This is a genomic window from Spiroplasma corruscae (assembly GCF_002237575.1).
Classification (GTDB): Bacteria; Bacillota_I; Bacilli_A; order Mycoplasmatales; family Mycoplasmataceae; genus Spiroplasma_A; species Spiroplasma_A corruscae.
The window spans coordinates 1,056,586-1,082,653 of record NZ_CP022535.1; the positions used below are offsets into that span (position 1 = coordinate 1,056,586).

A 26,068-nucleotide genomic window follows, 5' to 3' on the forward strand; every position below is an offset into this window, starting at 1 on the left:
AGTATTATGACAAGCATTTAAAATCAAATAAAAAAGTACTTCTCAGTACTTTTTATTATTTAATAACAAAATTAACTATTTTATTTGGTACAACAATCTCTTTTATAATTTCTTTGCCTTCCAAATAACTTGAAATTAGTTGTTTGGCACTTTCTTTTACTAAATCAGGATTTGTGTCTATTTCTAATTCTATAGTGCCTCTTAATTTTCCATTTACTTGAATTGCAATAGTTGCCACATTAACAACTAACTTAGTTTTGTCGAAAACGGGCCATTTAGCATTATAAATACTTGCTTTATTTCCTATTTTTTCTCATAATTCTTCAGCTATATGAGGGCAAAACAATGAAAACATTACTAAGAAGTCTTCTATATATTTTCTAAATATTTTTTGTCCCTCTTTATAAACTGCATTTACAAATACCATTAATTGAGATATAGCAGTATTAAACTTGCAATCTTCAATCATATTTGTCACCTTCATTACAACATCATTAAATACAAAGTCTAAACTTGAGTTGTTATCATTTACAAGTTCATAATTATCAATCATTCTATACACTCTGTCAATTCATTTTCTTGCTCCATCTAAACCTTTGTAACTTCAAGGTAGAGATGCTTCTAGTGGACCCATAAATAGCTCATAAAGTCTTAATGTATCCGCCCCATGCGATTCGATTATTTCATCAGGATTAATTACATTCCCTTTTGATTTACTCATTTTTTCACCATTATCTGCTAAAATCATTCCTTGATTTATTAATCTTTGAAATGGTTCAGGCACAGGAACAACTCCAATATCAAATAATACTTGATGTCAAAATCTTGCATATAATAAATGAAGCACAGCGTGTTCTTGACCACCAATATATAAATCTACTGGTAATCATTTTTTGAATAAGTTCATTGCTTCTTCGCTTGTTATATCAATTAAGTTATTAGGTGTCTTAGTAAGTATATAAGCTAAATAATATCAACAAGAACCTGCTCATTGAGGCATAGTATTTGTTTCTCTTTTCACTTTATTACCTTTGTACATTGTGTTTACCCAACTATCAATGTTAGCAAGAGGAGATTCTCCTGAGTTTGAAGGTTTAATGTAATCAGTCTTAGGTAATTCTAATGGTAGATCATTTTCATCAATTAATGATATATTACCATCACTAGTAAAAATAATGGGAAATGGCTCTCCATAAAATCTTTGTCGTGAGAATAACCAATCTCTTAATTTGTAATTTATTTTATGCTCAGCCTTATTTAATTCAATTAATTTATCTGCAACTATTTTAATGGCTTCAGATTTATTTTTAACACTAATTAATAATTCAGAATTAATGTATTCACTTTCACCAACAAATGCTTTTGATATATCTTTTGATTTTAATACAAATTTTATAGGTAATTCATACTTTTGTGCAAACTTTCAATCCCTACCATCGTGAGCAGGAACAGCCATAACTGCACCAGTACCATAATCATTTAAAACATAATCAGATATTCAAACAGGAATTTTTTCATTGGTTATTGGATTTAATACATAAGAACCAGTAAATAAACCAGACTTTTCTTTTGAATCGTCTTGTCTATCAATATCAGTTTTCTTACTTGCTTCTTGTATATAATTCTCAATACTATTTTTATATTCGTCTTTTGCTAGTTTAAATACAAGTTTATTTTCTGGTGCCAATACTAGGTAAGTAACTCCATAAATAGTATCTGGTCTTGTTGTAAATACAGGTATCTCTAATTCTTTATCTAAAACATCAAACTTAATTATTAGACCTTCTGATTTTCCAATTCAGTTTTTTTGTAATTCCTTAACTGAGTTTGGTCAATCTAGTCCTTCTAGTCCTTCTAATAATCTATCTGCATAATGAGTTATTTTAAGCACTCACTGCTTCATCGGTTTTTTTACAACTTCAAATCCACCAATATCTGATACCATTTTACCATCAACATTTATTACTTCTTCATTTGCTAATACAGTTCCTAAACCTTCACATCAATTTACATTTGCTTCACGCACTTCTGCTAAGTTTTTTTTATACAACTGTTGGAATATTCATTGTGTAATTTTATAATAGTTAGGATTACTTGTGTTCACTTCTTTATTATAATCAAAGCTAAAACCTAGTTTTTTTAATTGTTCTCTAAATACTATTATATTTTTTTCAGTAAACTCCCTTGGGTCATTTCCAGTTTTTAAAGCGTATTGCTCAGCTGGCAGACCAAATGCATCTCAACCTATTGGGTGTAAAACATCATAACCTTGTGCTTTTCTCATCCTTGCAAAAACATCTGTAGCTGTATATCCTTTTGGGTGTCCTACATGTAAACCAGCCCCGCTAGGATAAGGAAACATATCTAAAATATAAGCTTTTTTTTCATTTACATCGGTAGTTTTAAAAGTATTTTTTTCGTCTCAGAATTTTTGTCATTTCTTTTCAATTAATTTATGTGAGTATTCCATTTTTACCTTTCTAATTTAGAATATAAAATATTATATTTCTATTATACATTCTTTAAATAAATTATCTTTCATATTATAATCGTAATTTATAAAAGAAAAACTAGTTATACACTAGTTTGAATTTATAATCATTCTTTGAACAACTTTATGTAACCTATTTTTACAGTCTGAGCCATACAAATGTATAGTAATACAAAACCAATTCCAATTGGCATAAACTCAAGTGGTGGCGTAGCCATTTTAACTGTTGCATTAATTGGTGTGTATGGAATAATTATTGCCATTGAACACACAAATAATGTTGAAACATTAACTTGCCACGCTGCTCTTGATTGTATAAATGGTATTTTTTCAGTTCTATACATTTGCATTACAGCTGTTTGGGTCATTAAACCAACAAGAAATCAACTCGCGTTAAACATTTCTTTTGAGTTTTCGAAAAGAAGATTATCCGAATTTGAAATACCGGGAATTACTCCAACTTTTGATTGGAATGCATACAATAAAACAATAAATGTTGATATATCAAATATTGAGCTTACTGGTCCATTAATTAAAGCAAACCATATCATATTTTTGGTTGTAAATGGCCTTGGTTTTTCTAAAAACTTCTTATCAACTTTATCGAATATGAAAGCAAACATTACAATATCATAAAGAAGATTTTGTAATAATAAATGCAATGGTTGCATTGGTTCAACAGTAGTTAAAAATAACGCAACCAAGACACTTAATACGTTACCAAAGTTAGAAGCTATCGTTACTTTTATATATTTTAGAATATTTGCTAAACTATATCTTCCTTCCGTAACAGCTGAGTCAATTGCCATTAACGACTCACCCATTATGATCATATCAGCGGCTTCTTGTGCAATATTCGATGCATCACTAAATGATATCGCTATATCTGATTCTCTAAGTACTGGAGCATCATTAATTCCATCACCCATAAAACCAACAACATGACCTTGTTTTTTTAAAGTTTCAATAATAGTTGTTTTATGAAGCGGACTTAATTTTACAAATACATTAGCTTCTTTTACTGCCTTGTGTAAGTTCTCTTCACTCATCTCTTCAATTTGTTTACCGGTATATAGTTTTGTAATACTAAAATCAACGTTTTTACAAATTGATCTTGTTATAACTTCGCTATCTCCGGTTAAGACTTTGGTTGTTATTCCTTTAATTTCTAATTTTTTTATAATTTCTTTTGATGTTTTCTTTGGTTCATCATAGAAAGTAGCATAACCATAAAATACTAAGTCATCTTCAATGTCTTCGTCTTCTAAAACGTTATGCGCAATTCCAATAACTCTAAATCCATCAGAGTTTAATTCATGACTTTTTGAGATGATTTTCTCTTTGTGTTCTTTTGTTATTTCCTTAATTTCTCCATTTATTGAAATTCTGTTACAAACTTTTAAGATTTCTTCAACTGCACCCTTAGTAAAGATTTCTTTTTGTTCATCTTTTGTTAAAATTACAGATAATATTTTTCTTTTAAAATCAAAAGGAACTTCTCATTCTTTTTGATAACCATCCAGAGACGGTTTTTTAATCTTTTTACTTAATAATACTGCTTGATCAATCGGGTTTTGAAACCCAGATTGAAAATAACTATTTAAATATAAGATTTTTTCTATATTTTCCTCAGATTTTTGATTTGTAAATGTCAAAGTTTTGTCGAGTGATATCTCACCACTTGTAATTGTTCCTGTTTTATCAGTACAAAGTATATCAATTGCACCAATATTTTGAACTGCATTTAAATTTTTTACAATTACATTATTTTTTTTAATTTTAGAATAGCCTCTTGAAAGGTTAGAGGTTACTATTATTGGGAGCATCTCAGGGGTTAACCCAACTGCTACTGCTACTGCAAATAATGTTGCATTAAATCATTTATTATCAATTTCACCTGGTCTTAGTGCGTAAACCGCAAAGACAATTGGAGTTACTGCTAGCATAAATGCTATTAAAAATAGAATTACTTTTTTAATACCTTTTTCAAATGAGCTTTTTGGTCTTTTTTCTTTAACTTTTTTATCAATTAATGAGAAGTATGTATTCTCACCTGTTGCAACAACTATTCCTAATCCACTACCAGAAACCACCTCTGTACCAGTATAACAAATATTTTCGTACTCCAAATAGTCGTTTTTCTCTAGTGAATGCTTATCTTTTTTTTGAACAGGGAATGATTCACCTGTCAACGAAGATTGGTTTAAGTATAGATTATTTGATCAAACAATTCTTGTATCAGCAGGAACAAGGTCTCCATTTGAAAAGTATACTAAATCTCCATAAACTATTTCATCGTTTTCTACGAGTTCTGCTTCTTTGATTAGTTTGATAGAGTTTGCATTATCTATTGATTTAAAGTTAAAATTTACTCCTCTAATAATTTTTGATTGTTGTCTACTTTCTATTAGCATTTTTTTTATGACTAAGTGTGATCTAATCTCTTGTACAAAATATATAGTACCACTTAGTAAAATCATAAATAAAACTAGTAACGCTCCAATTAAATCAAAGCGATCACCATCTTCACTTAAATATGAGTAGAAACTAAATGCATCAATTATTATTAGAATAATATTAAATGGACTTAAAAATGATTTAGTAAAAGTTAAGAATACGTTTAATCTTTTTTCTTTAAGTTTGTTTGAACCGTATTTTAATCTATTTTCTTCTACTTTATCATCAGTTAATCCAAACTGAGTTGAGTCAATTTTTTTAAGTAATTCTAAATGATCTAATTTAACATAATTTGAGAGAGTTTGTTCTTTTTTTACTTTTTTTATTATTTTCATAATCTCTCCAATCTATATTAAATTTTCAATTGATTATTTTTATAGGTTAAATAACCAAAAATATTCCTACTGGAATGTAAATCAGAATTATCGAGCGGAACTATCATTGATTATCACCTCTTTACCAAGTTAGATTATATAATATAACACCTAGAAATAAAACATTTTTTATAATAGATACAAAAAAACTTTTAAAAAATGTTTTATTTTTTAAAAGCTGTTTTATCTCTGTTTTTATATCTTTTAACAAAGTAAGGAACTGAAATAGCTAATATTATGATTATAAAAACTATTGATAAAAATGTTATAAATAAGTATATTGCCAATAAAATATTTTTTGTCACTGACTGAGCAACTTCACCAGAATGTTCATTCCATCCAATAATCTTACCTTTATAAAGTACGGAATTATTCATTTTAAAAGAAGTTTCTGGGTATGATTGAATTAAATAGTTCGCTCCTTCTTTGGTTCTTCCTAAATATGAATCAAGTACTTTCCCGAACTCTTTATTAAAATTAACATAAGGACTTGGATTACTTTCTTTTCCTATTTTATAATTTGTTGAGTATGCTTCTGCATTATTACTATCAATATAATTTATTGCAAAAATTAAGTAACAATAACCAGCTGATTCATAAATTCCATTAAATCTACTTTTAATAAAAGAATAACCTGTATAAGATTCAACATCACTTTCTTGCTCACCACTTAATAATAATTTTTCATCTGGTGTAAATATCATCCCAATAATAGCATATGAAAAATCATCTATATTATTACTAAGGAATGTAAGTTTATAACATATATTAAAAATATTTAGAATGGTATTTTTTAAATTTTCTAACCTTTCCTCTGATCATTTATATACTTTCGCTAATTCCTTCATTACAATACTCAAAGTAATATTAGCTCCGGGATTCTTTCTCCTATTATGGGTTATATCTGAATAATATTTATCTAATTCATCAAAATTTTTAAACTTTATATTCTGTGATAAGAAAATTTGAAATTTACTTATGGATTCATCTGATGCTTTTATATAATTAGAATTATTTCATGTTTTTAATTTTTCATACTTTACTAAACAATCATCCATTTTTCCATTGCAATAATTTGAAATAACTATTTTATCAGCAAGACTTTTCATGCTAGTAATCTTATTATTTATCCTTAAATCACCATTACTTAAGGCAAACTTGTATGAGCTAATCAATAAGTTTTGTGCATAAGGAAGATAACTTGAATCACTATTTGCAATTCCAAAATTCTCACTATCATAAAATAAATCTCTTGAAGTTAATAAATTTTGATTTTCTAAAGAATTAAATGTAAATGAATATATAAGGCACTTTGAATTAGAATCAAAGTCACGATCAATTATTTCTTTAGTCTTATCAAAACTATCTTGACCTGCTAATTTTATTTTTAAATTAGTATATAAATTAGTGAAGAAATAATTTAAAAGTTCTCAAGTTAAGTTTTCTTTAACTGTCTTATAGTTAAGTCATTTGCTAAATGCCTGTGAGAAAAAATCTTGGTACGAAGTCATTCCATTTAATGATACCAATATTGTATTTGAAGATAAACTCATCAAATAATATAACTCTTGTTCTGAAGTAAGATTTAAACTTTTTTTTAAAGTACCTGTATATTCATCAAATGTTGTATGTTTATACAAAAAATATTGTAATGCTTTTCCAGCTCATAAAAAATCATTTGATAAAATAGTTGTTTTTTTGGAACTTCTATTTTCCTTTAAATTAGATGTTATGGTATCAGGAAAATTATTAACAAAGTTTTTGTTTTCGGAGTTTATTGAGTATGAAGCATTCAAAAAAGTTGTAAATACTAATGTATTAAATCCAAATAATATTGTAATTTTTTTAAATATATTCTTCATTTTTGCCTCTTTAACCATTTTTATTTTACTTCATTTTAGTTATTTTCCGATATCTCTTCTATAATAAAAACTTCTAAAATCAAGTTTGTCAATACTCTTATATAAATTATCTATACATGTTTTTTTATTTTCATGACTTTCTAAAATAAAAACTAACCTTCCACCATTACTTTGGAATTCTTTTTTCTCATGATTATATTTTGTACCCATATGGTAAACATTTTCTATATTATAAATCAACTTATTAGTAAATGGTACACCTTTTTCAAAGTTTTTTGGGTAACCTTTACTTGCTATTGTTACTCCAATGAAATACTTTTTATGTCATTCTAAAGTAGGTTCCTCCTTATTTAAAATTTTTAGTATAACCTCAATAATATCGTTTTTCATCGCAGGCATAAGAACTTCTGTTTCTGGGTCACCAAAACGGCTATTAAATTCAATTACCTTTATTTCATTATTTCTAGTTAATATTAACCCAGCGTATAATACACCTTTATATATTATCCCTTCATTTTTAAGGGCTTTAATAGTTTTACTTATAATATTTTTATTACTTATTGATAAAATTTTTTGGTTGATATATTCGACAGGTGTATAACAACCCATACCGCCTGTATTATCTCCTAAATCATTATCAAATATTTTTTTATAATCCTTAGCTGGTTGTAGGGAAACATAAACATCTTCGTTAACAAGAGCTAATAAACTAAACTCTCTTCCATCTAAAAACTCTTCAATAACTACACCGCATTTTTTATTATTAAAGATATTTTTATCAAATATGTCTTTAATAATTTCTTCTCCTTCACTTTGTGTTTTTACAATAAACACTCCCTTACCACTAGCCAAACCATCATTCTTTATTACAATTGGGTATATATTTAAACTCTTAATATAATCAAGAGCATCTTCTTTTTTTCTTGTAGCAAAATAATCAGCTGTTGGGATGTTATACTTTTTAAACAGATTTTTTGCAAATATTTTTGAAGATTCTATTTTGGAAGCTTTCATTGTAGGTCCAAATATTTTTAAATTATTTTTTTCAAATAAGTCTACAACTCCATTTGATAGAAACAATTCATCACCAACAATTGTAAGCCCAATATTTTGGGTTTTAGCAAAGGTTAAGATTTTTTCATTATCTAAGTAATCAAAATCTTCATAAACATTGGCACAATCACTAATTCCATAATTTCCAGGTATTACAAATATATCATTACAAAGCTGAGACGTTCTACACTTTCTAGCAAGAGCATGCTCTCTTCCACCTTTTCCAAGAATTAATATATTTATCTTCATACTAATGTTTAAAGTGTCTGATATTAGTAAATATCATCGCTATTCCTTTCTTATTAGCTAAATCAATTGACTCCTTGTCTTTAATTGAACCACCTGGTTGAATTATTATTTTTACATTATATCTTGATGCTAGTTCAACAACATCATTAAAAGGCAAGAAAGCATCACTTGATAATATTGAACCATCCGCTTTTTTTCCAGCATGTTCTAAAGCTATTTTAGCTGACCCTATTCTATTCATCTGACCAGGTCCAATTCCAATGGTTTGATAGTTTTTTGTTAAAGCTATCCCGTTTGATTTAACATGTTTTACTATTATGTATGCAAATCATGCTTCCTCTAACTCTAAATCTGATAGTTTATTTTTAGTAACAACTTTTCAATCTTTTATATTATGTTTATATGAATCTTTATTTTGTATTAGAAGACCTTGATCCACTGAATGATATTCAAATTTGTTAATTTTTAGATTATCTGTTTTAAAATCAAGTTTTACTAATCTCAGATTTTTCTTTTGGGATAGTAACTCAAGAGCATCTTCATCGAAATCCTGAGCAATTATTATTTCTAAAAAAATGTCTTTCATAATTTTTGCTACATCTTTATTAATAACTTGATTAGTAGCCACTATTCCTCCAAATATTGATTTAGAGTCACTGTCCAAAACCTTTAGTCATAAATCCTTGACATTTCCTTTGATCGCTACTCCACATGGATTTAGATGTTTTATACCTACCATACAATTATAATTATTTAAGTCCTTGACTATTCCAATAGCGGCATTAGCATCTAAGATATTATTATATGAAAGTTGTTTGCCATTAAGTAGTGTACCATTATTTATTGATATTTCCTTATGAAATATATCTGTATACCAATACGCTTTTTGATGTGGATTTTCACCATATCTTAGCTCTTCTTTTTTTAATACAGAAATAGTAAGTACCTCTGGCATATAATTATTATCCAACTTGGTAAGCATATAATTATTTATCAGTGAATCATAACTAGAAGTATGAGCAAATGCTTTTTGAGATAAAGTTAATTTAAATCTATTATCTACTTGATTAGACTTTAGTTTTTCAATAACAAGCATATAATCATTAATATCACATATAGTTAAAACATCTTTATAGTTTTTTGCTGCGGCCCTTAATAAACTTACACCACCAATATCAATATTCTCTACAATATCTTCATGTAAACTACTATCATTTTGTATTGTTTTTAGAAATGGATATAGGTCAATAGCAACTATGTCAATAGATTTTATATTATGTTCCTTAATTTGATTAGAATGAGACTTGTTGCTTCTAATAGATAATATTCCACCATATATTAGAGGATGTAAAGTTTTTACTCTACCATCTAATATTTCCGGAAAACCAGTTATACTTTCAACCATTACTGCTTCAATCTTGTTTTCTACCAAATATTTATAAGTACCTCCAGTGCTAATTATTTTATAATCTAAACTTGTAAGTTCTCTCGCAAATTCGATTAAATTTGTTTTATCAGACACTGATATTAGCGCATACTTCATTATTCTTCATCTCCTCTAATTATTTTATTTATAACTTTTCAATAATATTTATGCTCTTGCTTTTGTATTCTAAATTGTAATTTCTCTGGAGTATCATTCTTATATACCCTAACTTGTTTTTGAAATATTATTTTTCCTGAGTCAACATCTTGGTTAACATGATGGATTGTAAAACCTGATAAATAAGTACCGTATGACAATGTTTCTTCTATTGCGTTTTTACCTTTAAAACTTGGTAAAAGTGATGGGTGAATATTAAATATTCTATTTCTATATCTTTCAAGTAAAACTGATGATATCAGCATCATATATCCGGCTAGAAAAATATATTTAATTTTTTCCTCTTCAAGCACTTTTAATATCTCTTCCTCATAAGAAACTTTACTAGAATAATTTTTCAATATAAAAGTATAATTCTTAATTTTGTTTTGATTTGCAATTTTAATTGCATTTATATTTTCTTTGTTGGCAACTAAAATTATTTTCCTTACCAACAATTTATTATTTTTATAGGCATCTACTATTGATTGAAAGTTACTACCATTACCAGAAGCGAATATCGCTATATTAATCATTATTAATAACAATCCTTTCTTCCTGATAATTTATAATTTCTCCTATTGTAAATGCCTTGTAACTTTTGTAATTATTTATAAGTTTTAGCAACCTGGCTTCATCTTGATCTTTGACTATAACAACAAAACCTACACCCATGTTAAATACATTAAACATTTCATAGTCATTTATAGAAGAAATTGATTGCATAATATTAAAAATTGGAGGCACTTCTATTTTATTTTTGTTTATCCTTGCACATAAATTCTTTGGAATAACTCTAGGAATGTTTTCAATAATACCGCCTCCGGTTATGTTTGCCATTGCAGATACTTTTATTCCACTATTAATTATTTCATTAATTATATCAGCATAAATTTTTGTTGGTTTTAATAATTCTGTTATTAAATCACAATCTAGTTCCTCAAATTTATGATCAAATTTATAATTATTATCTTTAAAAAATATTTTTCTAACTAAAGAATAGCCATTTGAATGAACCCCTGAAGATTGAATTGCAATTATTTTATCTTTTACCTTAACATTATTAAAGTCTATTATTTTTTCTTTTTCTACACAACCGGTTATGAATCCAGCTAAATCATAATGATTTTTTATATACATATCTTTCATCTCAGCTGTTTCGCCACCAAGTAAAGAACAATCACTTTCTAAACAGCCTTGTACAATACCAATTATTATGTCCTCAATTTTGTCTACATCAATTTTGTCAATTGCAATGTAGTCGAGAAAGTATAAAGGTTTTGCTCCTAAAGTTAAAATATCATTTACACACATTGCAACTAGATCAATTCCTATTGATTTATGATTATTAGCTTCTATTGCTAGTAACAATTTAGTGCCCACACCATCAGTGCCTGAAACTAATATTGGCTTTTTGTAATTCAATTCAGATAAATCATATGAGCAACCAAAACTTCCAATGCTACTTATGAACTTTGTATCCAATTTATCACTAACTATTTTTTTTATACGATTCACTACTTCATAACCTTTGTGTATGTCAACTCCTGATTTTTTATAGTTTTGACTCATAATTACTCCCCTTTATTTAAATCATAAATATCAGCAGGGTATTCACCTGTAAAAATATCAAAGCATCCTTGATTAGGAGCAAATAATTTCTTAAGATTATCAATGCTTAGAAAACTTAAACTATCACACCCAATATATTCAATCATTTGATTAATAGTCATATTTGCTGCAATTAGTTCTTTGTATGTTGAAATATCAATTCCATAATAACTTGGGTACTTAATTGGTGGGGAAGCTACTCTGACGTGAACTTCCTTAGCACCATTATTTTTTAATAATTTTACAATGTACTTACTTGTAGTACCCCTTACAATTGAGTCATCAATCAAAATTACTCTCTTATCTTTTACAACATCTTTAATTACAGAAAGTTTATTCCTAACACCAATCTCTCTTAGTTCTTTTGTTGGCTGAATAAATGTTCTTCCTGAATATTTATTCTTTATTAATCCAATGTCAAAAGGTAATTTAGATTGTTTGGAATAACCCAAAGCAGATGAAGTTGAAGAGTCTGGAACCCCAATAACTATATCACCCGGATAATTATTCTCCTGTGCTGCTAATAATTTTCCTGATTCAACTCTAAAATTATGTACATTTATATTATTAATATTGCTACTTGGATGAGAAAAATAAATATACTCCATTGAACAAACGTTATTAAAATTATTTTTTGAAAAATAGAAGCTTTCTAATCCTTTGTTGCTAATTTTAACGATTTCACCCGGATTAACATCTCTAATATAAGTTGCGCCAGTAACATCAAAAGCATAAGTCTCAGATGCAACAACATAACCATTATTAAATTTACCAATTGAAAGTGGTCTCAAACCATTTCTATCGCGTATGGCATATAACTCATCTTCAAATAAAAGTAAAAAAGCAAATGCTCCACTTATTACATTTAGTGAACTCTTTATTTTATCAAGTCTTTGAGTCTCTTTACTTTTTGTATAAAGATGTGCCAATATTTCTGAGTCACTTGTTGCTTGAAATATACTTCCTTCTGATTCCATCTTATCTTTTATGATATGAGCATTTGTTAAGTTACCATTATGGACTAAACCAAACTTATCATCTTTTATATTGAAATAAAATGGCTGAACGTTACATTCAATAGAGCCACCGGTCGTTGAATATAAAACATGACCTATTGAGTTTTTTGCTTTTCAATTTTTAAAGTCCGTACTTTTAAACTTTTCAGAAACTAACCCCATCCCTTTTTTTAATATAAAGTTCTCTAATTTATCATAACCTAATATTCCACAACCCTCTTGTCCTCTGTGTTGCAAGGCATGAAGACCATAATAGTTTATTAAGGGTGCATTTTCAATGTTAAAGCAACCAAAAACACCACATTTTTCTTTTATTACATCCCCCATATTAAATACTTATGCTTTCTAATTTATCTAATATTATTTTATATATGTAAGTAATATCATCTAAATCTTCTCTAAAACAGTCCTTATCTAGTTTTCTTTTATTTTCATCTCAAAACCTGCAAGTATCAGGGCTTATTTCATCGCCTAAACAAATATTATTCTCATCATCAATACCCATCTCAATTTTAAAGTCAACAACTGTTATGCTTACTTTTTTAAATAATGTGCATAGTAATTGATTAATTTCTAATGCTACTTTTTTAATTTCTGCTAACTGTGTTGAATTGGTTAAACCAAGAGTAACACAGTGGTCATCATTTATTAAAGGATCTCCATAGTCATCATTTTTATAACATATTTCAAATATTGGTTTATTGAAAATAGTTCCTTCTTTAATTCCAATTTTCTTTGTAATACTTCCTGAAGCTATATTTCTTATTATTATTTCAATATCAAACATTTTTAACTTTTTTACCAAAATATTTTGTTCATCTAAAACTCTTAGCAGATGGGTTTTTATACCATTCTTTTCTAAATAATGAAATATGATATTTGAAATTTTTGCGGTAAGTATGCCCTTAGAATCGTAGCTTGCTTTTTTTAAACTATTAAAAGCTGTAACATCATTTTTAAAATACATTTTTAACTCATTACTTTTTTCTGTTGCATAACATATTTTTGATTTACCTTCGTATAATTTATCCATAATTATTTTTCCCTTTCTTTATTTCTTAAAAAATATTTAACAGCACTCATAAATATATCCTGCTTTTTATTTCCATAGATATTTTTACAAATATCTTTACCGTATCTTTCACTATGTCCCATTTTACCGAGTACTAATCCACATTTTGATATAATACCTTCTATATTGTAATAAGACCCATTTGGGTTATTTGACTCATCAATATATTCAAAAGCTACCTGATTATTAGAAATAAGTTTTTTATATTCTTTATGATTAATAACAAATCTTCCTTCTCCATGTGAAATGGGAATGTTTATTACATCTCCTATTGTTAATTCTTGTGTTCAAGGTGAGCTATTATTTGTAACTTTGCATTTTACATATTTAGATATGTGTCTATTTATATTGTTTCTTATTAAAGATGGATCATCTTCACTTAATTCTTTTGCTTCGCTGTGCATCAATATTCCAGATTTAAGTAAAGCTTGAAAACCATTACAAATACCAAGTATAAGTTTCTTCTCTTCTAAGAAATCTTTTATTGCATCTTTTACATTTTTATTTTTTAGTACATTTGCAATGTACTTTCCGCTACCATCTGGTTCATCTCCAGAACTAAATCCACCAGGTATAACTAAGATATGTGCACTCTTAATTTTTTTAACAAGTTCTTCAATTGAATAACATATACTTTCAGTATTTAGATTATTAAATATAAATTCTTCATAAATTATATTTTCTTCTTTAAAAGCATTTTTAATATCATATTCACAATTAGTTCCAGGAAAAATTAGAGAAATAACTTTTACCTCCTTAACTAAATATGGGAAGTAAACTTTATTTTTATAAGTATTATCTTTTACTTCTGGTAGTGGGTATGACTCGTCTCCTTCATAATATATTTTTTTTATTGGACCTATATAATTCTCAAACGACTTTTTTTTATCAATATTAGTTTCATTAATTATAAAACCATTAGAAACTTCACCTAATAATACTATGTTATTATCATTTATCTCTTCTTTTGACTCAAATAATATTGAGCCATAAAGGGGTTTAAAAATATTTATGTTAGTATTAATATTAAAACCTAGGTCATTTCCAAATGCCATTTTAGCTAGTGCTTCAGCAATACCTCCTTGCTGAATTGCAAATGCAGACTCTACTTTTTCATATTTAACTAATTTATTAAATGAAATAAATATTTTTTTTAGTTGTTTAAAGTCTGGGAAGTTATTATCCATTTTATGAATATATAAATAAATTTTATTACCTATCTTTTTAAAATCAGTTGATACAATTTTATTTGTATATCCTGTTGTTAATGCAAAACTTACTAAAGTAGGTGGAACATTAAGATTTTGGTATGTTCCACTCATACTATCTTTACCACCAATTGCAGGCACACCTAGTTCTTTTTGTACAACTAGTGCACCAAGTACTGCTAAAAGAGGTTTACCTCATTTATAGTTATCATCTTCTAGTTTTTCAAAATACTCTTGTAAAGTTAGTTTAATATTTTTGTACAATCCTCCACATGCAATAATTTTTGTTATACTCTCAACTATACTTAACATAGAACCGACAAATATATTCTTCTCACAAATATAAGGATTAAATCCGTAACCCATTATAGTACATACATTATTATTTATTTTTAAGGGAATTTTATTACAACTAACTTGTACTTCTGATAGCTGGTGTTCTCCACCATGCGGCGCTAATACTGTTGTAGTCCCTATTGTTGAGTCAAACATTTCAATCATTGGTTTTTGCGACATCACATTTAAATTTTTCAAATTTGAAATAAAATTATGCTCTAGGTTTTCAAAACTATTATTATTTTGTGAGTCTCAATCTTCTAAGATGCTTTTAGATATTTTTATGCTGATGTGATTTCTTACTCCACCAGTATCAATAAAATCTCTATCAATATCAACAACTTTTTTCTTTTTATTATAAACAATAAATTTTTTTTCTTTTATAACTTCTCCAATTTTAACTGCCAGTAGATTATTCCTGAAGGCTTTTTCAATAAAAAAACTTGTATTCCTATTACTTAAAACAACAACCATTCGCTCCTGAGATTCTGATATTAATATTTCCTTACTAGTTAGACCAGAATTTTTTAGAGGTACTCTATCAAGATAAATTTTTATTCCTTCAGACAACTCTCCAACTCCTACTCCTATTCCTCCAGCTCCTAAATCATTTGCTTTTTTTATTATTTTTGAAACTGCTGGATCTGTAAAAAATTTTTGAAGTTTCCTTTCTTCAACAGGATTTCCTTTTTGGACTTCACTATAAGAATTCTTTTGTGAACTTTCGTTTTGTTTTTTTGAAGATCCCGTTGCTCCTCCAATACCATCTTTACCAGTCAACCCTCCAACTAATACTATTACATCTCCAGGCTGTGGTTTTTTTCTAACAAGATTTTTGATTTTGCTAACTCCAACAACTGCACCTATTTCTAACCTTTTAGCTTTATAACCTTCATGATATATTTCTTTCACTAATGTTGTTGGTATTCCAATCTGATTACCATAACTGGAGAAACCATCTGCTGCTATACGTGATATTTTTGATTGAGGAAGTTTGTTTGGTAATGTGTTCTCTATATCTTCTAATATATTTCCAGAACCTGTTACTCTTATTCCTTGGTAAACATAAGATCTTCCAGATAATGGGTCTCTTATTGCACCACCAAGACAAGTGGCAGCTCCTCCAAATGGTTCGATTTCTGTTGGATGATTGTGTGTTTCATTTTTAAATTGTATTACACACTTATTTTTTTTACCTAAATCAACATAAATAGAGGCAGCATTAATTTCATCTGATATCTCTAAATCTTCAACATTATTATTTTGAATTAAATGTTTTATGTAACTTGTTGCAATACTCATTAATGAAAATTCTGATCTCGTTTTTATAGAATTATAATAGTCAATTGCCTTAACCACTTTATCTTTATAAAAATTATTTACATCGGTATCAAAAGAGATATTATCTATTATTGTTTCAAATGTCTTATGTCGACAATGATCACTTCAATATGTATCAAGTAAATATAACTCAGTATCTGTTAGACTTCTATTTACAACATTGTTATAGTGATTAACTAAAAATAGGAAGTCTCTAAGATTCATAGCTAGATTTAGTTCAGAGTATAACTTGGATAAATTTTTTTGATCTAGATTTATGTCAATTGTTCTTTCTTCTTGACTTTGCACTTCTTCTAATCAATTATTATTATTTAAATTAAATTCATATGACTCAACAGGGTTAATTAATAACTTTTTAATTTTATAAATAGTTTCATCATTTAGGGAATTATTAAATACATAAAGTTTAAATGTTTTTATTTTGATCTTTTTAAATAGTAAAACATTTGCACATTCAGATGCACTTTCTTCTCTTGGATTAAATTGACTATCAAAAGTTTTGACTACAAGGTGCTTTTTGTTAACTAAGTTCAATTCTAAATATGTATTATCAATGTTTGGTTCAGATAATATATTGTTAATAATTTCTTTTAGTTCAACTTCATTCACATCGTATATATCATATACATTAAAAACTTTACAAGTAATATCATTAATTTTTAAACTTTGTTTTAACTCCTGAGTTAAGTTCTTTGATTCAGTATCATAATCTTCTTTTTTACATATAAAAACTCTATTAAACATTTTCTTCCTCCAAAAATTTTTTGATCTCATTGAATTTTTTTATCAGATTTTTTTTATTATTATCCGATATATTTATATGTCCCATTTTTCTTTTTTGGAGTGGTTCCTTTTTTTTATAATCATATCTATATACGTTATTTAATATAAAACTCGTATTTATTTCATTACCTAATAAGTTATACATGATTGTCTTTTTTAATAATTTTGGTTTAATTATTTTTCTACTTGTTATAGCAAGTATATGGTTTCTGAACTGACTTACATTACAACCATCTAATGAGTAATGACCTGTGTTGTGAACCCTGGGTGCCATCTCATTAAAATATAGTTCTTTATTTTTTACAAAAAACTCAAATGCTACGGTGCCAATTATATTTTCTTTTATTAGAATTTTTTTTATTATTTTTTTTAATTTACTATTTATTAAGTTTTTTTTAGCTAGTACTAATGATTTTTTTAATATACCATTCTCATGATAATTTATTGGAGTTGGAAAAAAGTATATTTGTTTTAGTGTACTTCTTGTAACTAACACACTAGTTTCATAATCGAAATTGAAAAACTCTTCAAGTAAATAAGAAACGTTATATTTAATTTTTAAATAATCTTCTTTGGATTTTATTATATATTGTCCCTTACCATCATAGCCACCTGAGTTAACTTTTAGTATGAATGGGTAGTCTATTTTTTTATAAAATATAAGATCCTTTATTTGATCTTGGGAATTGATTGGATAAAATAATAATGTTTTAAGTCCATAATCTTTAGCAAAAACCTTCTCCTTAAATCTATTTTTTGAAACCTTTAAAAAATCTATTCCAGGTTTTATTTTAGATTTAAATTCATTAAGAACGCCATCATCAATATTCTCAAACTCATATGTTATAACATCTACTAAACTTGACAGCTTTCTTAATGCTTCCTTGTCATTATAATCATAATTTAATATAACTACACCAAGGTCCGAGCAACTATTATCTATTTTTGGCTCTAAAACAATAAATTCTGTGTCTGGTGAAGAAAGTATTAACATCCTTGCTAGTTGACCACCACCAATTATTCCCACTCTCATACTATATAACCTCAATATCTAATACTTTTTGAGTTTGCTCATTTATATATTTATTCAAGTTTTTAGATATTTTATCGTTATATAAAGATAAAATTCGGGCCGCATATAGTGCTGCATTTTTAGCCCCGCTTTCTCCAATTGCCATTGTAGCAACAGGAACGCCACCGGGCATCTGTACAATAGATAATAATGAATCAATTCCATTTAATGAACTGGATTTTACAGGTATACCTATAACAGGTAAACATGTTAAACTTGCGACCATACCAGGTAAATGTGCGCTTCCACCAGCAGCGGCAATAACTAAATCAAACTTATCAGCAGCTGTCTTTGCGTAATTAAAAAGTAAATCAGGTGTTCTATGGGCTGAAACAACTTTTATATCAAAAGTAATTTCTAGCAAGTTTAGTATTTCAATACATGGTTCAAGTGTTTTTTTATCACTTATAGAACCCATTATTATACTTACTTTATTCTTCATTTGTACCTTTCTAAATAAAAAAAGACCCCTATATAAAAGGAGTCTACAACAAAAAAGGCACTGCTATATGACTCATTTTATAGTAAAATAATTTTCGGTTATTTGTAGAAACGTCCGTCCATATTACGAACATATATAAAATGATATTACAAAATTATTATAACATAACAAAAATTTGAGATTCAGCATAAAAAAAATATAAGATTAATCTTATATTTTTAAGCTAGTTTTAATTAAAAGATATTTATATATTTTTCCTTATAAACATCCAAAAAAATAGTAAAATATCCATTAGTTATGAGTGTACTTTTACTAGCATATAAATATAATATATCAAAAAAATATAAAAATATTTTTATTATATACAAATTAATTGTAATTAACAACTTTTACAAGTGCAAGTCCCTTTGCCTCAGCTTTATAAGGTAATTTAATTTTTTTTAAGTCTAAAACATCTTTAATATTATCTAGATTTATTTTTCCTAAACCTACTGCAATGACAGCGCCCATTATCATTCTGATTTGGTATCTAATAAAGCCCTTTGCTTTAAAATAAATATATATATTATTCTTTTTTTTAATAAAACTAATTTTTTGAATTGTTCTTACAGTATTTATAATCTTAGATTCTTCTATTGTTAATCCAGAGAAGTTTATAAAGTTGTGTTTACCTACGAAAAATGATAGTGCTTTTTTCATAATCCTATAAGAAAGTTGCTTTGGAATATAAACATAAAATCTATTTTTTAATATATTTAAGTTATCATTTGAAATTGAGTACTTATATATTTTATATTTACAGTTTCTTACTCTATATTCCTTATTAATTTTTGACATACTAACTATTTTTATTCCAATAGGTAATGTTTTATTCAATGCTAATAAAAAACCTGAGATATTTGGTGAGAAGCTAAGTTCTACTCAAACTTTTTGATCAAAAGCATGAACACCAGCATCTGTTTTTGATGCACCAACCAATCTAAGTTCTGAGTTTGGAGCTACTTTTAAAAATGCTTTTTCAAGTTCACCTTGTATTGTGCTTTTATTTTTCTGTTTTGCTCAACCTGAAAAATCTGTACCATCATATGCAATTGTTAGTAAAAAATAATACACTTATCTTTTTAAACCCAAAATAAAATCTATTCTTGGTATTTGTATTTCATGTAATACATTGATATATGGATAGCAAAACATTAAAACTGCTACACCCATAACAATTAAGAATATTAATAAATCTATAAATCTAAATTTGACTTGTCTATATCTAGTTCTTTTAGCATGCGGATCATAACCTCTTGAATCCATTGCATATGCAAGATCTTCTGCCTTTTGAAATGCAGAAACTAATAAAGGAATTATTAGTGATGTCATAGCCTTAGCTTTATCTTTAAACTTACCATTTTTAAAATCAATTCCTCTAGACGATTGGGCCTTCATTATTCTTCCAGCCTCATCAATTAGTGTTGGAATCATTCTTAGAGCAATAGAAATTATAATTGAGAAAATATATACTGGTATTTTTATTAATTTTAATGGTCATAGCAAGTCTTCAATTGCCAGTGTTAATTCTAATGGTTGAGTGGTACCTGTTAAAATAGTTGTTAATGTAATCATTAAAAATATTCTTATAGTCATATATATTGCAGAGTAAGCAGCTTTCTCTGAAAAATATAAAACTTTTCATTTGAAAATATAACCAAAATCTTGTGTTAAATATAATCCATCAGCACTTTCTTTAAGAAACTCTGGTTTAAGCATAAATATATTTATTAATACTAATACAATAAATATAAATGTAATAGGAAAGAAAAGTTTAAGTAACATTTTAAAGCTAAGTTTACTGATAAAATACATAAGAAAAATAAGACTACCTACTAATACAAAACCTGTAAAACCAATTGGAAAAAATACAACAATAATTAGCGAAACTATCATAAGAAGTTTCATTCTTGGGTCCATCTTATGAATTACAGAGTTATAAGACATGTACCTACCAAAAACCATTCTCATACTTTTACCTCCTATTTTTTGCTTTCTTTAATAAATTTTACAAGTTCATTTATAGTTCTAAACTTTTTATCTGTGATATCTAAACCTTTATCCTTAAGTTTATGTGCTAGTTTATAAAGTTTTGGTGGTTCGATTTCAATTTTATGTAATAAATCTGAGTTTGAGAATATTTCAAATGGTGTTCCAACTGAGATTACTTTTCCTTTATGCATTACAATAACTTCATCTGCAATTTGTAATACGTGGTCCATATTGTGTGTGACAATTATAATTCTTTTGTTTTTCTCTTTATTTAAATTATAAAAAAGTCTCATGAAATCCTCTTCACCTTGTGGATCAAGACCACCAGTAGGTTCGTCAAGCACAAGTGTATTTCCATCCATAGCAATAATACCTGCTATAGCAACTCTTCGTTTTTGACCACCACTTAAATCAAAAGGACTTCTTTTTGCATATTCTTCTGGTAGATCAACCAGTTTTAATAGACTAGGAACTTTTTTTATTGAATCTACCTTATCCGCTCCTAGGTTAATTGGTCCAAAAGCAATATCTTTTTCAATAGTATCTTGAAATAATTGATACTCAGGGAATTGAAATACTAATCCAATTTCTCTTCTAAGCTCTTTAACAAGTTTAATTTTTTTTGTCCTTGCAATAATAGGGAAGTTTCCTACCATTGTTCTACCAGTTTCAGAAATAATAAGACCATTTGTTAATTGTATTAATGTTGATTTACCACTACCAGTCATTCCGATAACCGCTGTAATTTTACCCTTTTTAATTTTTAAATTTGCACTATCAAGAGCTTTAAATTCAAAGGGTGTACCCCAACCATAAGAATAAGATACATTTTCAAAAATTATTTCTCCGCTAAAATCGTACTTTGTTAACTTAGCTTTTGTTACAAGGTTTTTTAGTTTTTTATTTGTAACATCTTTGGAATCTTTATTTTCTAAGTATCATTTTTTTGCATCAGATATTCTATTCTTTATATTTTTTTTATCTTCTTTAATAAAATTTTTATATTCCTTATTATACTTTAATATATTTGGTTTATCTTCTTTTATTGACTTTTTAGTTCTATTATGTAGTGTTTTTCTTTCTTTTTCATCTTCTTTATGTTTTTCATTTAAAAGTTTTAAATGATTCTTATAGCTTGCTTTATCATTTTTTAAACTTTTTTTCTCAATATTGTTTTCTAAATTTGACATATTTTTTCCACCAGTTCATCTAAGTTTTCACTACCAGAAACTTCAATACCTACATTTTGCAAAGCTTCTTCAACTTGGGCAACAAAAGGTATATCTAAATGTATAGATCTTAAGAAATTTTTATCTGATAATATTTCTTTTGGACTACCAAATCTTACCAATTTACCTTTATTCATAACCATAACTTTGTCAGCGTTTAGTATTTCATCCATATCATGAGTTATCGAGAATATAGTTTTCTCTCTTGTATTTTTTAACTCAACCATTATTTGTTTAACTTCACTCTTACCTTTTGGATCTAACATACTTGTCGCTTCATCAAATATTAATATATTTGGTGAAAGTGCTAATGCAGATGCTATTGCTACCCTTTGTTTTTGACCACCACTTAACATCAAAGGCTCGTGGTCTAAAAAATTTTCCATGTTTACTTTTTTAGCAGCGTTTATAATAATTTCATTCATTTTTGATGGTGCTACTCTTCTGTTTTCTAGCCCAAATGCAATATCATCTCTAACTGTCGAACCAATAAATTGGTTATCTGGATTTTGAAAAACAATACCTAAAAACTTCCTTATAATATTTATGTTACCTTTTGTTACTTTATTTCCGTAAACCTCAATACTACCTTGAGTAGGTTCTAAAACACCAATAATTATTTTGGATAGAGTAGACTTTCCACTTCCATTATGTCCAATTATTGCAACATAATTACCATGTTCAATTTTAACTGATACTCCATCAACTGCAAAAGGATGATTTTCTCTGTATTTAAATTTTATATCATTTAATTTTAAAGCAGTGTTATTAATGATGTTTAGTTCACCACCAAATCCACGTTCCTTAACAGTTTCTTTGTAGCCTTTATATAATAATTTTGCTTTTTTATATTGGTTTAAAATTGTATTGTAATTTTCTTCTTGTTTTGATGTCTTCGATAGATTTAACTTTGCTGTTTTTAAATTATCATAAAATCTTTCATCTTTACATCCTTCTAAATATCTTTTTTTAGCATTCTTATATTGGTTAACATATTCATTAACAAAATCTTTCTCTACTTCTCTTTTTGAGAATTTACTCTTTGCAATAACTAATTTTTTTCCAGCTCTAGTTAAATTATCATTAAGATCATTTAGCTTAAGTTTGAAATCATTTAAATCAGAATCATTTAGAAACTTATAATCAGACATAATAATCTCCTTATACTTTAAACATTATAGCAAAAATTTATTTATAAAAAATATAAATTATGTATCAATATTTTTAATATTATATAATATTTCCCTAAATATTACTATTAATTATAATTATAAGATTTAGGTAAAAAAAACCAATACTATTTGTATTGGTAATTATTTATTATTAAAAATTATACTAACTCAATAATACACATAGGAGCATTATCTCCACGTCTATTATCTAGTTTTAAAATTCTTGTGTACCCACCATTTCGTGTTTTGAACTTCTTGGCAAGTTTAGTAAATAACTTTTGTAAAGCATCTTCTTTTTCATTTACATCAATATGTCTCAATCAAGCAGCAGCTTGTCTTCTTGAATGAATATCACCCTTTTTAGCAAGTGTTACCATATTATCAAAATGTCTTCTTAATTCTTTTGCTCTTGCTTCTGTTATTTCCAATTTTTCATGAATTATAAGTTCTGTTGTTAAGTTTCTTAATAAAGCTATTTTTCAAGCAGTATTTTTACCTTGTTTTTGAATATATGACATAATTTACTCCCTCCTAGTCTTGTCTGAATGTAAGGCCTAATTGAACAACCTTATCTTTAATTTCCTTAAGTGATTTTCTTCCTAAGTTTCTTATTTCCTGGATGTCATCTTCACTTTTTGAAACTAAATCACGTAATGTATTAATATTTGCTCTTTTTAAGCAATTTAAACTTCTTTGTGTGAAATCTAAATCTTCTACAATTTTATCCAATTCTTTTTCGTCTTCTTCGCTAGTAGCACCAATAACTTTAATATCATTGATTTCTTCATTTAGATTTACAAAGAACTCTAAATGTTCAACTAGTATTTTTGCAGCTGTAGCAACAGCATCAGCAACTGATAACGTTCCATTTGTTTCAACCTTCATTACTAACTTTTCTAAATCAACTGATTTACCAATTTTAGTTGTTTCTACTTCATAAGCAACGTTTAGGATTGGTGAGTAATTTGAGTCAATAGTAATAGCATCAGCTAATAACATTTTTTCTTTTTTGTTATCTTTGAATGTTCTATAACCTCTAGAGTTTTTTGCAAACATAATTAAATTAATGCTTCCACCATCAGCTATTGTACAGATTTTTAAATCTTTGTTAACAACTTCCACACCAGTAGGAGTCTCTATATCTCCTGCTGTTAATTCTCCAACAGTTGAAGATTTAAGTTTTATTTCTACAACTTCATCATCTTCAAAAATATTTGAATCTATTCTAATTGCTAGTTTTTTAATATTTAATATAATTCTACTTACGTTTTCAACAATACCTTCTATTGAAGTAAATTCATGAGCCGCTTTATCTAACTTTATTGCATAAACTGCTGCTCCTGGTGTTGAAGAAAGTAAAGTTCTTCTTAAAGCATTACCTAAGGTAATACCAAAACCCCTTTCAAGAGGTTCTACTTGAAATTCCCCATAATTCTTACTTTTTTCTTCTTTTATTAATTTAAATTCTGGTCTTGAAAATTGTTTCATTGATTATCCTCTTGGTCTCTTTGGGGGACGTACACCATTATGGGGTATTGGTGTTGTGTCTTTTATTGAAGTTATTTCTAGTCCAATTCCTTGCAAGCTTCTAACAGCCGCATCTCTTCCTGGACCCGGTCCTTTTACTTCTACAGAAATAGTCTTTACCCCATTATCTATAGCACCTTTACCTGCTGCTTCTGCTATTAACTGAGCAGCATAAGGAGTTGACTTTTTGCTTCCTTTGAATCCAAGTGCCCCAGCACTTGATCATGCAATAACATTACCTTTTTCATCAGATATTGTAACAATTGTATTATTAAATGTTGAGTGGATGTGAGCAATACCCTTAGCAATATTTTTTTTGACTTTTTTCTTTGTTGTATTTTGCTTAACTTTTGCCATAGTTTATACTCCTTTTCTATTTTTTCTTGTTAGCCACAGTTTTACGTGGACCTTTTCTTGTACGGGCATTTTGTTTAGTAGATTGACCTCTAACTGGTAAACCTTTTCTATGTCTTAACCCTCTATAACATCCAATTTCCATTAATCTTTTAATGTTTAAAGCAACTTCTCTACGTAAATCACCTTCTGTTTTAAACTTTGTGATTTCTTGAGATATTAATTTAATATTTTGCTCAGACAAGTCTTTTACTCTTGTGTCTTCACTTATTTTTGCAATTTCTAAAACTTTCTGTGAAGTTGTTAATCCGATTCCATAAATATATGTAAGTGCAATAACAACTCTTTTTTCATTTGGAATTTCTACACCGTTTATACGAGCCATTACTTGTTTCCTTTCTAAAATTAATTTCTATTAATTACTTGATTAACCTTGGCGTTGTTTATGTTTAGGCTGTTCACAAATAACCATTACACGGCTTTTACGTTTTATAATACGACACTTGTCGCATATTTTTTTTACAGATGATCTAACTTTCATCTATTTGGACCTCCCATTTCAATTGTTTAAGTCATTCTTACTTCGAGTTTTTAAATCTATAAGTAATTCTTCCACGTGTATGATCGTAAGGTGAAATTGCTACAGTTACTTTGTCACCTGGTAAAATGCGGATGTAATTCATACGGATTTTACCAGACACGTGGGCATCAATAACTATTTCATTATCTAATTTCACCTTAAAAGTAGCGTTTGGTAATACTTCTAAAACGATTCCATCTACTTCTAAATAATCTTCTTTTGCCAT

Annotated in this window: 22 protein-coding genes and 1 riboswitch; all 22 genes read right to left on the bottom strand. The window is 27.4% G+C overall.

Annotation, left to right across the window (positions count from 1 at the left end; all coding sequences use genetic code 4):
• Positions 1-55: 55 nt before the first annotated feature.
• The 22 genes from leuS to infA all read right to left on the bottom strand — a co-directional run bounded on the left by leuS (position 56) and on the right by infA (position 26,068).
• Positions 56-2,470, bottom strand: coding sequence for a leucine--tRNA ligase (gene leuS, locus SCORR_RS04630; RefSeq protein ID WP_094049623.1), 2,415 nt, complete (start codon positions 2,468-2,470; stop codon positions 56-58).
• Positions 2,471-2,592: 122 nt separating this feature from the next.
• Positions 2,593-5,283, bottom strand: coding sequence for a magnesium-translocating P-type ATPase (gene mgtA, locus SCORR_RS04635; protein ID WP_094049624.1), 2,691 nt, complete (start codon positions 5,281-5,283; stop codon positions 2,593-2,595).
• A 203-nt stretch (positions 5,284-5,486) separates the two neighbouring features.
• Positions 5,487-7,184 carry a hypothetical protein gene (locus SCORR_RS04640; RefSeq protein WP_094049625.1) on the bottom strand — a complete coding sequence of 566 codons (1,698 nt, stop codon included), beginning with the start codon at positions 7,182-7,184 and terminating at the stop codon, positions 5,487-5,489.
• A gap of 39 nt (positions 7,185-7,223) precedes the next feature.
• Positions 7,224-8,486, bottom strand: a complete 1,263-nt coding sequence (gene purD, locus SCORR_RS04645; protein WP_094049626.1) for a phosphoribosylamine--glycine ligase — start codon at positions 8,484-8,486, stop codon at positions 7,224-7,226.
• A 1-nt stretch (position 8,487) separates the two neighbouring features.
• Positions 8,488-10,029, bottom strand: a complete 1,542-nt coding sequence (gene purH, locus SCORR_RS04650; protein WP_094049627.1) for a bifunctional phosphoribosylaminoimidazolecarboxamide formyltransferase/IMP cyclohydrolase — start codon at positions 10,027-10,029, stop codon at positions 8,488-8,490.
• Entirely contained in the window at positions 10,029-10,604 is a 576-nt protein-coding gene (purN, locus tag SCORR_RS04655; protein ID WP_157705402.1) for a phosphoribosylglycinamide formyltransferase, read from the bottom strand. Before purN ends, purH begins: the two co-directional genes overlap by 1 nt.
• Positions 10,597-11,640 (bottom strand): phosphoribosylformylglycinamidine cyclo-ligase, encoded by a 1,044-nt coding sequence (gene purM / locus SCORR_RS04660; protein ID WP_094049629.1) that lies wholly within the window; start codon positions 11,638-11,640, stop codon positions 10,597-10,599. The genes purN and purM overlap by 8 nt, the downstream gene beginning before the upstream one ends.
• 2 nt (positions 11,641-11,642) lie before the next feature.
• Complete coding sequence (gene purF / locus SCORR_RS04665; protein WP_094049630.1) at positions 11,643-13,022, bottom strand: amidophosphoribosyltransferase; 1,380 nt, start codon at positions 13,020-13,022, stop codon at positions 11,643-11,645.
• 1 nt (position 13,023) lies between these two features.
• Positions 13,024-13,728 (bottom strand): phosphoribosylaminoimidazolesuccinocarboxamide synthase, encoded by a 705-nt coding sequence (gene purC / locus SCORR_RS04670; protein ID WP_094049631.1) that lies wholly within the window; start codon positions 13,726-13,728, stop codon positions 13,024-13,026.
• A gap of 2 nt (positions 13,729-13,730) precedes the next feature.
• Positions 13,731-17,396 (bottom strand): phosphoribosylformylglycinamidine synthase, encoded by a 3,666-nt coding sequence (locus tag SCORR_RS04675; RefSeq protein ID WP_169709047.1) that lies wholly within the window; start codon positions 17,394-17,396, stop codon positions 13,731-13,733.
• Positions 17,389-18,468 carry an ATP-grasp domain-containing protein gene (locus SCORR_RS04680; RefSeq protein WP_094049633.1) on the bottom strand — a complete coding sequence of 360 codons (1,080 nt, stop codon included), beginning with the start codon at positions 18,466-18,468 and terminating at the stop codon, positions 17,389-17,391. Before SCORR_RS04680 ends, SCORR_RS04675 begins: the two co-directional genes overlap by 8 nt.
• 1 nt (position 18,469) lies before the next feature.
• Positions 18,470-18,949, bottom strand: a complete 480-nt coding sequence (gene purE / locus SCORR_RS04685) for a 5-(carboxyamino)imidazole ribonucleotide mutase (RefSeq protein WP_094049634.1) — start codon at positions 18,947-18,949, stop codon at positions 18,470-18,472.
• 60 nt (positions 18,950-19,009) lie between these two features.
• Positions 19,010-19,108, bottom strand: a riboswitch (purine riboswitch).
• A 210-nt stretch (positions 19,109-19,318) separates the two neighbouring features.
• The gene (gene truA, locus SCORR_RS04690; RefSeq protein ID WP_094049636.1) at positions 19,319-20,062 is read right to left on the bottom strand and encodes a tRNA pseudouridine(38-40) synthase TruA; all 744 of its coding nucleotides are present in this window, start codon (positions 20,060-20,062) and stop codon (positions 19,319-19,321) included.
• On the bottom strand, positions 20,063-20,959 hold the full coding sequence (locus tag SCORR_RS04695; protein ID WP_094049638.1) for an energy-coupling factor transporter transmembrane component T family protein: 897 nt from the start codon (positions 20,957-20,959) through the stop codon (positions 20,063-20,065).
• Between the two features lie 11 nt (positions 20,960-20,970).
• Complete coding sequence (locus SCORR_RS04700; protein ID WP_342746548.1) at positions 20,971-21,849, bottom strand: energy-coupling factor transporter ATPase; 879 nt, start codon at positions 21,847-21,849, stop codon at positions 20,971-20,973.
• 308 nt (positions 21,850-22,157) lie between these two features.
• Complete coding sequence (locus SCORR_RS04705; protein ID WP_094049641.1) at positions 22,158-23,360, bottom strand: energy-coupling factor transporter ATPase; 1,203 nt, start codon at positions 23,358-23,360, stop codon at positions 22,158-22,160.
• A 179-nt stretch (positions 23,361-23,539) separates the two neighbouring features.
• A complete protein-coding gene (gene rplQ, locus SCORR_RS04710; RefSeq protein ID WP_094049643.1) occupies positions 23,540-23,899 on the bottom strand; it encodes a 50S ribosomal protein L17 in 360 nt (119 codons plus the stop codon).
• 13 nt (positions 23,900-23,912) lie between these two features.
• Complete coding sequence (locus SCORR_RS04715) at positions 23,913-24,869, bottom strand: DNA-directed RNA polymerase subunit alpha (protein WP_094049645.1); 957 nt, start codon at positions 24,867-24,869, stop codon at positions 23,913-23,915.
• Between the two features lie 3 nt (positions 24,870-24,872).
• A complete protein-coding gene (gene rpsK, locus SCORR_RS04720) occupies positions 24,873-25,265 on the bottom strand; it encodes a 30S ribosomal protein S11 (protein ID WP_094049647.1) in 393 nt (130 codons plus the stop codon).
• A gap of 16 nt (positions 25,266-25,281) precedes the next feature.
• Positions 25,282-25,647 (bottom strand): 30S ribosomal protein S13, encoded by a 366-nt coding sequence (gene rpsM / locus SCORR_RS04725; protein ID WP_094049649.1) that lies wholly within the window; start codon positions 25,645-25,647, stop codon positions 25,282-25,284.
• Between the two features lie 42 nt (positions 25,648-25,689).
• Positions 25,690-25,803, bottom strand: coding sequence for a 50S ribosomal protein L36 (gene rpmJ / locus SCORR_RS04730; RefSeq protein WP_094049651.1), 114 nt, complete (start codon positions 25,801-25,803; stop codon positions 25,690-25,692).
• 37 nt (positions 25,804-25,840) lie between these two features.
• Positions 25,841-26,068 (bottom strand): translation initiation factor IF-1, encoded by a 228-nt coding sequence (gene infA / locus SCORR_RS04735; protein WP_094049653.1) that lies wholly within the window; start codon positions 26,066-26,068, stop codon positions 25,841-25,843.